The sequence below is a fragment of the Micromonospora globosa genome (assembly GCF_000717585.1).
Lineage (GTDB): Bacteria > Actinomycetota > Actinomycetes > Mycobacteriales > Micromonosporaceae > Micromonospora > Micromonospora aurantiaca.
The window spans coordinates 32,188-46,499 of record NZ_JNZR01000055.1 but is presented as its reverse complement, the minus strand read 5'-3'; the positions used below and the strand labels follow the sequence as shown (position 1 = coordinate 46,499).

Sequence of the window (14,312 nt, the reverse complement as noted above, 5' to 3'; positions counted from 1 at the left end):
AACCCCGATACGGAGTGGCCCGATGCCCACTGAGGCAGAGTTCCTCGACTACCTCCGGCGTGCGACTGCCGACCTGCGCGACGCGCGCCGGCGGGTACGCGAGGTGGAGGCCAAGGACCGCGAGCCGATGGCAGTCATCGGCATGGCGTGCCGGTTCCCGGGCGGCGTGTCCAGCCCGGCGGAGCTGTGGGACCTCGTCGACCGGGGCGGCGACGGGGTGGGCGACTTCCCGGCCGACCGGGGCTGGGACCTGGAGCGGCTCTTCGACGTCGACCCGGACAACCCGGGCACGTCGACCAGCAGCCAGGGTGGCTTCCTCTACGACGCGCCGCAGTTCGACCCGGGCTTCTTCGGCATCAGCCCCCGCGAGGCCCTGGCGATGGACCCGCACCAGCGGCTGCTGCTGGAGACCTCCTGGGAGGCGTTCGAGCACGCCGGCATCGACCCGCAGGCGCTGCGCGGCAGCCGGACCGGCGTCTTCGCCGGGGTCATGTACCACGACTACGCGTCGCGGGTGCTGGACCTGCCCGACGGCGTCGAGGGCTACATCGGCACCGGCAACTCCGGCAGCGTGGTGTCCGGGCGGGTGGCGTACACATTCGGGCTGGAGGGCCCAGCCGTCACTGTGGACACGGCGTGCTCGTCGTCGCTGGTCGCCGTGCACCTCGCCACGCAGTCGCTGCGCCAGCGGGACTGCGACTTCGCCCTCGCCGGCGGCGTCACCGTGATGTCCACCCCCGGCACGTTCGCCGACTTCTCCCGCCAGCGGGGCCTGGCCTCGGACGGCCGCTGCAAGTCCTTCGCCGCCGCCGCCGACGGCACCGGCTGGTCCGAGGGCGTCGGCGTGCTGCTCCTGCAACGGCTCTCCGACGCCCGCCGCGACGGCCGCCGGATCCTCGCCGTCGTGCGGGGCAGCGCCGTCAACCAGGACGGCGCCAGCAGCGGGCTCACCGCGCCCAACGGACCGTCACAGGAGCGGGTCATCCGGCAGGCTCTCGCCAACGCCCGGCTCTCGCCGGCCGACATCGACGTGGTCGAGGCGCACGGCACCGGCACCACCCTCGGCGACCCCATCGAGGCACAGGCACTGCTGGCCACGTACGGGCAGGACCGGGGCGAAGGCGGGCCGCTCTGGCTGGGCTCGGTCAAGTCGAACCTGGGCCACACTCAGGCTGCCGCCGGTGCCGCCGGCCTGATCAAGATGATCGAGGCGATCCGGCACCGCACCATGCCCGCCACCCTGCACGTCGACGAGCCCTCCCCGCACATCGACTGGTCCGCCGGGCAGGTCTCGCTGCTGACCGAGGCACGCACGTGGTCGGCCACCGACCGGCCGCGCCGGGCCGCCGTGTCGTCCTTCGGCATCAGCGGTACGAACGCGCACGTCATCCTGGAGGAGGCGCCCGTCGACGACGCCCCGTCCACGGAGGAGGCCCCGTCCGCCGCCGACGCGCCGGTGGCGCTTCCGCTCGCCCCGGTGTTCCTCTCCGCCCGTACGCCCGAGGCGCTCGCCGGGCAGGCCGGCCGCTGGGCCGACCACCTCGCCCGCGCCGACTCCCCGCGCCCGGTGGACGTCGCGGCCTCCTCGGTCAGTCGCGCGGGACTGGAGCACCGCGCGGTCGTCCTGGCCGGCGACGCGGACGACCTGCTCGCCGGGCTGCGGGCCCTCGCCGCAGGCGAGCCGGCCGGCACCGTCACCACCGGCGCGTCTGCGCCGCGCGGTCGAGGTGGCCCTGTTCCGCCTGGTCGAGTCGTTCGGTGTCGCGCCGGACCTGGTGGCCGGGCACTCCATCGGTGAGATCGCGGCGGCGCACGTGGCGAGCGTGCTTTCCCTGGCCGACGCGTGCGCGCTGGTCGCGGCGCGGGGTCGGCTGATGCAGGCCCTGCCGGCCGGTGGTGGCATGCTCGCCGTGGCAGCCGACGAGGCCGCGGTGGCCGCCTCCCTGGCAGGGCTGCCCGGCCGGCTGGACGTGGCCGCCGTGAACGGCCCCGCCGCCGTGGTGGTGGCGGGCGACGCCGAGGCCCTCGACGAGGTGCAGCGGGTGTGGTCCGAGCGGGGCGTGCAGACCCGCCGGCTGCGGGTCAGCCACGCCTTCCACAGCGCGCGGATGGACCCGATGCTCGCCGAGTTCGCGGCCGTCGCCGAGGGGCTGACGTTCCGGCCGCCGACGATCCCGGTGGTGTCGAACCTGACCGGCCGCGTCGCCGACGCCGACCAGCTCTGCGACCCGGGCTACTGGGTGCGCCACGTACGCGGCACGGTGCGCTTCGCCGACGCCGTCGACTGCCTGCGCGCCGGGGACGTCGACACCTACCTCGAGGTCGGACCGAACGGCGTCCTGACCGCCATGGCGCAGAACTGCCTCGCCGAGCGCTCGGACGACGAACCGGCGTCCCTGCTGGTGTCCGCGTCGCGCCACGACCGCCCCGAGCCGCAGGCCCTCCTGGAGGCCCTCGCAGCGCTGCACGTGCACGGCGTGACCGTCGGCTGGGCGGACCTGCTCGGCCGGGCCGGCGGCCGGCACCTGGACCTGCCGACGTACGCCTTCCAGCACCAGCGCTACTGGCTGGAGCCGGCGGGCCGCTGGACGGACGTGTCCGGGGCGGGCCTCGGCGTGGCCGGGCATCCGCTGCTCGCCGCGGCCGTCTCCGTGGCCGGCGCGGACATGGTGGTGCTGACCGGCCGCCTCTCGACGTCGACGCACGCGTGGCTCGCCGACCACGTCGTCTCCGGCGCGGTGATCGTGCCGGGCGCCGCCCTGGTGGAGTTGGCGGTGCGGGCGGGTGACGAGGTGGGTGCGTCGCGGGTGCGGGAGTTGACCGTGGCCGCGCCGCTGGTGCTGCCGCAGGCGGGTGCGGTGCGGGTGCAGGTGCGCGTCGGCGCGGCCGACGAGACCGGCGTGCGATCGGTGACCGTGCACTCGCAGCCCGACGAGGCCGCCGACCCGGAGTGGGTCCGGCACGCGGAGGGTGTGCTGGAGCCGGCGTCGGCCGACGAGCCGGGCGTGGGGGAGTGGCCGCCGGTCGACGGCGTCGAGGTGGACGTGGCGGGCTGGTATCCGGTGCTGGCGGAGCGCGGCCTGTCGTACGGGCCGGTGTTCCGGGGGCTGCGCCGGGTGTGGACCGTCGGCGAGACCGTGTACGCCGAGGTGGCGTTGCCGGACGAGGTGGCCGGTGACGCCGCGGGGTTCGGCGTGCACCCGGCGCTGCTGGACGCCGCGCTGCATCCGATCGGGTTGCTGCCCGGCTTGGAGGGCTCGGGTGGGCCTCGGGTGCCGTTCGCGTTCGAGGGTGTGCAGGTGTATGCCTCGGGTGCGCGGGTGCTGCGGGTGCGGCTCACGCGCGCGGGTTCGGCGGTGCGTCTGGTCGCGTGCGACGAGTCGGGCGCGGCCGTAGTATCGGTGGACACCCTCGCCCTGCGCGAGCTGACCGGGGTGTCGTCGTCCCCGGACGCGTGGGCCCGGTCGCTGTTCGAACTCACCTGGCAGGCCCAGGAGGTCGCCCCAGCCGGGGACGCCTCCGGGTGGGCGCTGCTGGGCTCGCCCGCCGCCGCCGCCGCCGACCTGCCGGCCGTCGCTGAGCTGCCGGTGTACGCCGACGTCGAGGCGGTCGCCGTGGCGTCGGGTGTGGCGCCGCGTCTGTTGCTGGTGCCGGCGGGTGGCCTGCGCCGGGCCCTTCACGTCGGGACGGAACCTGCTTCGGCCCCCGGTGAGATGCCCGCCGCCGCCGTCGACAACGGCCCCGAGTCGGTGCGGGCGGCGACGTCGCAGATGCTGGCGACGGTGCGGTCCTGGCTGGCGGCCGACGCGCTGGCGGAGTCGCGGTTGGTCGTGGTGACCCGGGGTGCGGTGTCGGTCGGGGACGGAGACCGGGTCACCGACCTGGCCGCAGCGGCGGTCTGGGGTCTGCTGCGCTCGGCGCAGTCGGAGCACCCGGGTCGCATCGTCCTGGCGGACGTCGACGGTGACGTGGACGCCGGGCTGCTGGGTGTGCTGACCACGGTGGCCGACGAGCCGTCGACGCACGGTGGTCAGGTCGCGGTGCGTGCGGGCGAGGTGTTCGTGCCGCGTCTGGTGCGTGCGGTCGCTGCGGCGTCGGTGGAGACGCCGGTCGTGGGTGACGGTGCGGTGCTGGTGACCGGTGGTACGGGTGCGCTCGGGGCGTTGGTCGCGGAGCATCTGGTGTCGGCGTACGGCGTGCGGTCGCTGGTGCTGGTGTCGCGTCGTGGCGCGGCGGCTGCGGGTGCCGGTGAGTTGTCGGAGCGGCTGACCGCGCTGGGTGCGTCGGTGCGGGTGGTCGCCTGCGACGTGACGGACCGGGATCAGGCGTCCGCCCTGGTGGCGGAGGTTTCCGCTGAGGGCCGGCTGGCGGGTGTGGTGCACACCGCCGGTGTCCTGGACGACGGCGTAGTCGAAGGGCTGACCGCCGAGCGGCTTCGTGCGGTGCTGGCGCCGAAGGTGTCGGCGGGTTGGTTCCTGCATGAGGCGACGGCGGGTCTGGGTCTGGATCTGTTCGTGGTGTTCTCGTCGGTGGCGGGTGTGCTGGGTTCGCCGGGTCAGTCGGCGTACGCGGCGGGTAACGCGTTCCTCGACGCTCTGGCGGTCTACCGGCGGCAGCTCGGGTTGCCTGCCGTCAGCCTCGCCTGGGGCATGTGGGACACCCCCGGCATGGCCGCGTCCCTCGACGACGCCGACCGGGCGCGATCGGCGCGGGGCGGCCTCACGGCGATGAGCGCCGAGACCGGGTTGCGCCTGTTCGACGCGGCGCTCACCGCAGACCGCCCCGCCCTGGTGCCCGCCGTGATCGACCTGGCCGCCCTCCGGGCCGCCGTCGGCGCCGGCCCGGTGCCGCCGATGCTCCGCAACCTGATCGGTACGACCACGATCCGGCGCCAGGCGGGACAGGGCACCACCTGGGCGACCCGTATCGGTGGCCTGACCGCCGATGAGGCGCGCGCCCAGGTCGACGTGCTGGTACGCGGCCTCGTCGCGCAGGTGCTCGGGCACGGCGGGGCGGAAGCCGTGCCTGCCGACCGGGCGTTCCGCGAGCTGGGCTTCGACTCGCTGACCGCCGTCGACCTGCGCAACCGCGTGAACGCGGCCACCGGCCTGCGGCTGCCCTCGACGCTGGTGTTCGACTACCCGACGCCGCAGGCGCTCGCCGTCCACGTGCACGCCGAACTCGCCGGTGCCGCCGGCGGTCCCGCCGCGCCGGGCGCGCGGACCACCACCCGCGCCGACGAGCCGCTCGCCATCGTCGGCATGGCCTGCCGCTACCCGGGCGGCGTCGAGACGCCCGACCAGTTGTGGGCGCTGCTGGCCGCCGGCGGGGAGGGGATCGGGGAGTTCCCCACCGACCGTGGCTGGGACCTGGAGAGCCTGTTCGATCCCGATCCGGACCACCCCGGGACGTCGTACACCCGGCACGGCGGCTTCCTGTATGACGCGGGTGCGTTCGACCCGGCGTTGATGGATCCGCAGCAGCGGTTGCTGCTGGAGGCGTCGTGGGAGTCGTTCGAGTCGGCGGGGCTGGACCCGCAGCGGTTGCGGGGCAGCCGGACGGGTGTGTTCGCCGGTGTGATGTACCACGACTACGCGACGCGGCTGATGGAGCTGGCCGGCGAGGTGGAGGGCTACGTCGGCACCGGCAACTCGGGCAGCGTGCTGTCCGGGCGGGTGGCGTACACGTTCGGCCTCGAAGGCCCGGCGGTCACCGTCGACACGGCCTGCTCGTCCAGCCTCGTCGCGCTGCACCTCGCCGCGCAGGCGTTGCGGTCGGGTGAATGTGACCTCGCCCTGGCCGGCGGCGTGACGGTGATGGCGACGCCGGGGACGTTCATCGAGTTCTCGCGGCAGCGTGGTCTGTCGCAGGACGGCCGGTGCAAGTCGTTCGCCGCCTCGGCCGACGGCACCGGCTGGAGCGAGGGCGTGGGTGTCCTGCTCGTGCAGCGGCTCTCCGACGCCCAGCGGGAAGGCCGGCGCATCCACGCCGTCCTGCGTGGTACGGCCGTGAACCAGGACGGCGCGTCCAACGGCCTGACCGCCCCGAACGGCCCCTCGCAGCAGCGCGTGATCCACCGCAGGCTCTGCTGGCGACGTACGGGCAGGAGCGTCCGCAGGATCGGCCGTTGCTGTTGGGGTCGGTGAAGTCGAACATCGGGCACACGCAGGCGGCTGCTGGTGTGGCTGGTGTGATCAAGATGGTGTTGGCGATGCGGCACGGCGTCGTCCCGGCGACGTTGCATGTGGACGAGGCGTCGCCGCATGTGGACTGGTCGGCGGGGGCGGTGGCCCTGGCTACGGAGGCGACCCCGTGGCCGCGGGTGGACCGGCCGCGTCGGGCGGCGGTGTCGTCGTTCGGGATCTCCGGCACGAACGCGCACGTGATCATCGAGCAGCCGCCCGCCGAGGCGGTCGACGCACGCGCCGCCGACCGGCCGCGCGCCGGACTCGTACCCCTGGTGCTCTCCGCCGTGGACGCCCCGGCGCTGCGCGACCAGGCGGCCCGGCTGGGCGCGCACCTCGCGGCACACCCGGAGCTGGCGCCGGCCGACGTCGCACACGCCCTGGTCACCACCCGGACCGCGTTCGCGCACCGCGCCGTCGTCCTCGGCCGCGACACAGTCGGCCTGACGCGCGCCTTGGAGTCGTTCCACCTCGGCGGGGCCACCGCCGTCACCGGCGTCGCCGCGCGAGGCACCGACCCGATCCTCGTCTTCCCCGGCCACGGCGACCCGTGGCCCGCCGCGACGGTCGAGCTGCTGGACCGGGCACCGGAGTTCGCCGCCGTGATCGCCGCCTGCGAGGCGGCCCTCACCCCCCACGTGGACTGGTCGCTCACCGCCGTGCTGCGCGGTGCCGACGGTGCCCCGCCCGCGACGGACCCCCGGGTGACGCACCCCGTCCGGTGGGCCGTGGCGGTTTCGCTGGCCCGCTGGTGGCGTTCGCTCGGCGTCCGGCCCGCCGCCGTGGTCGGGCACGCCCACGGCGAGGTCGCGGCCGCCTGCGTGGCCGGCGCGCTGTCGCTGGAGGACGCGGCGAAGACGATGGCCCTCGCCAGCCGGGCGGAGGACGGCCCGGACGCGCCGGCCGGGATCACCCTCCGGGCGGCCGAGATACCGCTGTACTAGGCGATCGGCGGCCCGGTCGACACCGACGGCCTCGACGCCGCCCGGTGGTACCGGGAACTGTCCGCCGACGCCGACGCCGACGCCGACGCCGACGCCGACGCCGACGCCGTACGCGTCCTGCTCGACGAGGGCCACCGGGTCTTCCTCGAGGCCGCTCCCGCGTCCGTGCTCGCCGCCGGGATCCGCGAGAGCGCGCGGGCCGACGACGCCGTCGTGGTGGCCGCCGAGGACACCCTGGCCGGTGGCTGGCAGCGCATGCTGACGGTCCTCGCCGGGCTGCACGTGCACGGCGTGCCGGTCGACTGGACGGCGATCCTGGGCGCCCCCACCGGCCCGCCGGTCGCGCTGCCCACGTACGCCTTCCAGCGCCAGCGCTACTGGCCGCAGCCGACGGCAGCGACCGCCCCCGCCCTCGCCGTCGCCGACGAGGCGGACCGGAAATTCTGGGAGGCCGTGGAACGCGCCGACGCGCAGGCGCTGGCCGCCGCGATGCGCATCGACGAGGCCACGGCCCGCTCCCTCGACCCCGCGCTGCCGCTGCTCTCCTCGTGGCGCCGGCGCCGCCGCGAAGAGTCCACCGTCGACTTGTGGCGCTACCGGGTGACCTGGAAGCCGCTGACCGTCGCGGAGGCCACCCTCGCCGGCACCTGGCTGCTGGTCGTGCCGGCCGCCGACGTCGAGCACCCCCTGGTCGACGGCGTCGCCCGGGTGCTGGGCGAGGGCGGGGCCGAGGTCGTCCGGATCGACGCGACGGAGCCGGACCGGCAGGCGCTTGCCGACCGGCTCGCCCGTACCGGTGGGCCCGTCGCCGGCGTGCTCTCGCTGCTCGGCCTGGACGACGCGCCGCACCCGGCCCACCCGGTCGTCCCGGCGGGCCTCGCCGCCACGTACGCACTGGTCCAGGCCCTCGGCGACGCCGGAATCACCGCGCCGCTGTGGTGCGCCACCGCCGGCGCGGTCTCGACCGGCCGGGCCGACCAGCTCGACCGCCCCCGGCAGGCGATGCTCTGGGGGCTCGGCCGGGTGGTCGCCCTGGAGCACCCGGACCGCTGGGGTGGCCTCGTCGACCTGCCCACGAAGCTGGACCCCCGGGACCGGGCCCGGCTCGTGGCGGTGCTGGCCGGCGTCGACGCCGAGGACCAGCTGGCGCTGCGCCCCTCCGGGGTGTTCGCCCGGCGGCTGGTCCGGGCCCGCACCGACCGGACGGCGACCGGGGACTGGCGTCCCGCCAGCGGCGCCGTCCTGGTCACCGGCGGCCTCGGGTCGATCGGGGCCCAGGTCGCGCGCTGGCTGGCCCGCGAGGGCGTCGGCGAGCTGGTGCTGACCGGCCGCCAGGGGCCCGCCACGCCCGGCGCCGACGCGCTGGCCGACGAACTGCGCGCCGCCGGCGCCACCGTCACCGTGGCCGCCTGCGACGTCGCGGACCCCGCCGCCGTACGGGCCCTCGTCGAGCGGCTGGCCGGGCAGGGCACCCGCGTCGGGGCCGTGTTCCACACCGCGGGCGTGGCCCACGCCGCGCCGGTCGCGGCCACCGACGTGGCCGACCTCGCCGACGCCCTGCGGGCCAAGGTGGCCGGCGCGGTGAACCTGGACGAGGCGTGCGGCGACGACCTGTCGGCGTTCGTGCTCTTCTCCTCCGGCGCGGGCGTCTGGGGCGGCGGGCACCAGGGCGGCTACGCCGCCGCCAACGCCTTCCTCGACGCGCTCGCCGAGGACCGGCGACGGCGCGGCCGGGCCGCCACCGCCATCGCCTGGGGCGCCTGGGACGGCGGCGGCATGGTCGACGCCGAGGGCGCCGCCGACCAGATGTTCCGCTCGGGCGTCCGGGCCATGCGCCCCGACCTCGCCGTCTCCGTGCTGGCCGGGGCGCTCGACGACGGCGACACCACGCTCACCGTGGCGGACATCGCCTGGGACCGGTTCCTCCAGACCTACACGCTGGCCCGCCCCCGGCCGCTGATCGCCGACGTCCCCGAGGTGGCGCGGCTGCTCGCCGCCGGGCAGCGCGACGCCGACCCGTCCGACACGGCCTCGCCGCTGCGCGGCCGGCTGGCCGGCCTCGCCGCACCGGAGCGGCGCCGGGTCCTGCTCGACCTCGTACGGGTCCACGCGGCGGCGGTGCTGCGGCTGGCCTCGCCGCAGGCGCTCGCTGCGGACCGGTCGTTCCGGGAGATCGGCTTCGACTCGCTCAGCGCCGTCGAGATGCGCAACCGGCTCGCCGAGGCGGTGGGGCTGAACCTGCCGGCGACCCTGGTGTTCGACCGCCCGACGCCCGACGCCCTCGCCGAGCACCTGGCGGGCAGGCTCGCGGGCGACGACAGCCCGGCGGCGGTTCCCACCCGGGCCGCCACCGCGCTGGACGAGCCGATCGCCATCGTCTCGATGAGCTGCCGCTACCCCGGCGGCGTCGCCGGCCCCGAGGACCTGTGGCGACTCGTCGCCGAGGGGCGCGACGGCATAGCGGAGTTCCCGACCGACCGGGGCTGGGACCTGGCGGCCATCTACGACCCCGACCCCGACCGGCCCGGCACCTCGTACGTGCGGGAGGGCGGCTTCCTCACCGACGCCGCCGGCTTCGACGCGGCCCTGTTCGGCATCTCCCCGCGCGAGGCGATGGTGATGGACCCGCAGCAGCGGGTGCTGCTGGAGAGCGCCTGGGAGTTGTTCGAGCGGGCCGGCACCGCGCCGGCCGACATGCGGGAGACCAACACCGGCGTCTTCGTCGGCACCAACGGCCAGGACTACGCGACGCTGCTGATGGCCGCCCGGGTCGAGACCGAGGGCTACCAGGCCACCGGCAACGTCGCCGCCGTCATCAGCGGTCGGCTGGCGTACCACTTCGGGTTGCAGGGCCCGGCCGTCAGCGTCGACACCGCCTGCTCGTCGTCGCTGGTGGCGCTGCACCTGGCCTGCCAGTCCCTGCGGCAGGGCGAGTGCGACGTCGCGGTCGCCGGCGGCGTGACGGTGATGGCCACCCCCGGCCCGTTCCTCGAATTCGCCCGGCAGCGTGGGCTCGCCCTCGACGGCCGGTGCAAGTCGTTCGCCGGGGCCGCCGACGGCACCGGCTGGGGCGAGGGCGTCGGCCTGGTGATGTTGCAGCGGCTCTCCGACGCCCAGCGCGACGGCCGGCGGATCCTTGCCGTCGTCCGCGGTTCGGCCATGAACCAGGACGGCGCCAGCAACGGCCTGACCGCGCCCAACGGGCCCGCCCAGGAGCGGGTGATCAACCAGGCGCTGGCCAACGCGCGGCTGACCGCCGCCGACGTGGACGCCGTCGACGGGCACGGCACCGGCACCCGGCTCGGCGACCCGATCGAGGCGCAGGCGCTCCTGGCCACGTACGGGCGGGACCGGCCCGCCGACCGGCCGCTGCTGCTCGGCTCGGTCAAGTCGAACATCGGCCACACCCAGGCCGCCGCCGGGGTCTCCGGCGTGATCAAGATGGTGCTGGCGCTCCAGCACGACCTGCTGCCGCCCACCCTGCACGTGGACGAGCCGTCGCCGCACGTGGACTGGTCGGCGGGCGCCGTCGCGCTGCTGACCGAGGCGCAGCCGTGGCCGGACGTGGAGCGGCCTCGCCGGGCCGCCGTGTCGTCGTTCGGGGTCAGCGGCACCAACGTGCACGTCATCCTCGAACAGGCGCCGGCCGCGCCGCCGGCCGACACCGGCACGCCCCGCCCCGCCGCCGGGCCGCCGGTGCTGCCCTGGGTCGTCTCGGCCGACACCGCCGACAGCCTGCGGGCCCAGGCGGCCCGGCTGGCCGACTGGCTGCCGCAGACCGCCGCGTCCGCCGCCGACGTGGCCCGGGCACTGGCGACCGGACGGTCCCCGCTGCGGCACCGCGCGGTGCTGCTCGCCGAGGACGCCGACGCCGCCCTCGGCGGCCTGCGGGCCCTCGCCGCCGGGCAGGAGCACCCCGGGCTCACCCGGGGCGTCGCCGAGCCCGGCGGGGCGCTGGCGATGCTCTTCTCCGGCCAGGGTGCCCAGCACGCCGGCATGGGCCGCCGCCTGTACGAGACGTTCCCCGTCTTCGCGGCGGCCGTCGACGAGGCGTGCCAGCACCTGGACGCGTACCTGCCGCGGCCGCTGCGCACGGTGCTGTTCGCCGAGCCCGGCACCGCCGAGGCCGACCTGCTCGACCAGACTGTCTTCACCCAGGCCGGGCTCTTCGCCGTCGAGGTGGCGCTGTTCCGGCTGCTCGAACACTGGGGGATCCGGCCCGACTTCGTGGCCGGGCACTCCGTCGGGGAGATCAGCGCGGCCCACGTCGCCGGGGTGCTCGACCTGCCCGACGCCTGCGCGCTCGTCGGCAACCGGGGCCGGCTGATGCAGGCCCTGCCCGCCGGCGGCGGGATGCTGGCCGTCGCCGCGCCCGAGGTTGACGTGCTGCGGGCGCTGGACGGTACGCCGGGACAGGCGGCCGTCGCCGCCGTGAACGGGCCGGCCGCCGTCGTTGTCGCCGGCGCCGACGAGGCGCTGGCCGGGTTGGCCGCTCACTTCGCCGACCTCGGCGTACGCACCAAGCGGCTGCGGGTCAGCCACGCCTTCCACAGCCCGTTGATGGAGCCGATGCTCGCCGAGTTCGCGGCCGTCGCGGCGACCCTGTCGTACGCCCCGCCGACGGTGTCGCTGGTGTCGAACCTGACCGGCGCGGTCGTCGACGCCGAGCAGCTCTGCACCCCCGGCTACTGGGTGCGCCACGTCCGGGAGGCGGTCCGCTTCGCCGACACCGTCACCCACCTGCACGCCCACGGGGTGACGCGGTTCCTGGAGGTCGGGCCGGACACCGTGCTGACCGCACTGACCGCCGACGCGCTGCCGGTGGACGCCCCGATCGTCGTGACCGGTGTGCAGCGGCCCGGCCAGGACGAGGTGACCACCCTGCTCGGCGCGGTGGCCGAGCTGTACTGCCACGGCATGCCCGTACGCTTCCCGGCGCTGCTTCCCGGTGGCGGCCACGTGGACCTGCCCACGTACGCGTTCGCCCACCAGCGGTTCTGGCCGACCCTCGACGCGGTGCCGGGGCCCACCCCCGCCACCACCCCCGACGACGTCGACTCGGCGTTCTGGCGGGCCGTGGCATCGGGCGACGGCGACGAACTCGCCAGCCGGCTCGGACTCGACGCGGACCGGCCGCTGCGGAAGCTGCTGCCGGACCTGGACCGGTGGCGGCGCCGGCAGCAGGAGGACACCCTCGCCGGCGGCTGGCGCTACCGGATCACCTGGCGTCCGCGGGCCCTCGCGGCGGGCGCCGTCGAGGGCACCTGGACCCTTGTGCACAGCGGCACCGGCCAGCCGGTCGCCGACCGGCTCGCCGAACTGCTCACCGCCCGTGGCGGTGACGTGCGGCAGATCGTCGTCGATCCGGCGACGATCGACCGGAGCGCGCTCGCCGGGCGGCTCGCCGCCGCGGCGCCCGCCCGGATCGTGTCGCTGCTCGCCCTCGACGAGCGGGCGCACCCCGAGCGCCCGGCCGTGCCGCTGGGCCTGACCGCGAACCTCGCCCTCGTGCAGGCGGTCACGGACGCCCTGCCCCCGGCACCGTTGTGGCTGCTCACCCGGCAGGCAGTCGCCACCGGCGCCGACGACCCCGTCGCCCGCCCCGCCCAGGCCACCACGTGGGGCCTCGGCCTGGTGACCGCGCTGGAACACCCCCGGCACTGGGGTGGCCTGCTGGACCTGCCCGCCACCCTGGACACCGCCGCCGCCGAGGGAGTCCTGGCGGCCATCACCGCCGCCGGCGACGAGGACCAGCTCGCGGTGCGCGAATCCGGGACGTACCTGCGGCGGCTGGAGCGCGCGCCCCGCGCCGAGGCACCGGCCGGCTGGCAGGCACCGGACACCGTCCTGGTCACCGGCGGCACCGGCGCCGTCGGCCGGTACGCCGCAGGCTGGTTCGCCCGGCACGGCGCGCGGCGACTGCTGCTGGTCAGCCGGCGCGGCGCGGCCGCCCCCGGGGCCGACGAGGCGGTGGCGGAACTGGCCGCCCTCGGCGCCGAGGCCCGGGTGCTGGCCTGCGACCTGGCCGACCGGGACGCGGTCGCGGACCTCGTGCGCTCCCTGCGCGCCGACGGCGAGACCGTGCACGCGGTGGTGCACGCCGCCGGGGTGGGCCGGCTCAACCCGGTCGCCGCCGTGACCGAGGCGGAACTCGCCGACGTCGTCTCCGGCAAGATCGCTGGCGCCCGGCACCTCGGCGAGCTCCTCGACCCGGAGCCGCTCGACCTGGTCGTGCACTTCTCCTCCATCGCGGCCGTCTGGGGCGTCGGCGACCACGGCGCGTACGCCGCCGGCAACGCCTTCCTGGACGCCTGGGCGCAGTCCCGGCCTGCCGGGCGGGCCCGGCACCTCTCGGTGAACTGGGGACCCTGGGCCGGCGGCGGCATGGTGACCGACGCGCACGCCGCGGCCATGAGCCGGCGCGGGGTGTCCCTGCTCGACCGGGAACCGGCGATGGCCGCCCTGCGCGCCGGCCTCGACGGCGACGACACCGCCCTCACCGTCGCCGACATCGACTGGGACCGCTTCGCGCCGGTGTTCGCCTCCGCCCGGCCCCGGCCGCTGATCAGCGAGATCGCCGAGGTGGCCGCGCAGGCCGCGGCGGCGCGTGCCACCGCCGAGGAGGGCGACCAGGTCGCCGGCGAACTGCGCAAGCGGCTCGGCGAGCTGTCGCAGGCCGAACAGGTACGGCTGCTGGTCGACCTCATCCGCACCGCCGCGGGCGAGGTCATCGGCCACGACACCCCGTACGCGGTGGAGGCCGGGCGGCCCTTCCGGGACCTCGGTTTCGACTCGCTCACCGCCGTGGAGCTGCGGGGCCGGCTGGCCCGCTCGACCGGGCTGAGCCTGCCCAGCTCGGTGGTGTTCGACCACCCGACCCCGCAGGCGCTGGCCGAGCACCTGCGGGCCGAACTGCTCGACGAGGCGTCGGTGGAGGCGCTGCCCACCCTCGCGGAGCTGGACCAGTTGGAGAGCGCCCTCGCGCTGCGCGACCCGGACGACATCGGCCGGGTGCGGATCACGATGCGCCTGCACAGCCTGCTCGAACGGCTCGGCGTCGCGGAGGAACGCCGGGAGGAGACCGCCGAGGTGGCCGACCGGCTGCGGGCGGCCAGCAACCAGGAGCTGTTCGACCTCATCGACCAGGACCTCGGGCTCTCCTGAGCCGTACGGGGACCTGTGG

1 protein-coding gene and 1 pseudogene are annotated in these 14,312 nt (G+C 76.2%); both read left to right on the top strand.

Going from position 1 to position 14,312, the window contains the following annotated elements; genetic code table 11:
* Nucleotides 1-7 precede the first annotated feature (7 nt).
* Nucleotides 8-7,066, top strand: a pseudogene (locus IF06_RS35030) (type I polyketide synthase); the annotation flags it as partial.
* Between the two features lie 228 nt (nucleotides 7,067-7,294).
* Nucleotides 7,295-14,293, top strand: coding sequence for a type I polyketide synthase (locus IF06_RS35025; protein WP_420063446.1), 6,999 nt, complete (start codon nucleotides 7,295-7,297; stop codon nucleotides 14,291-14,293).
* Nucleotides 14,294-14,312 lie beyond the last annotated feature (19 nt).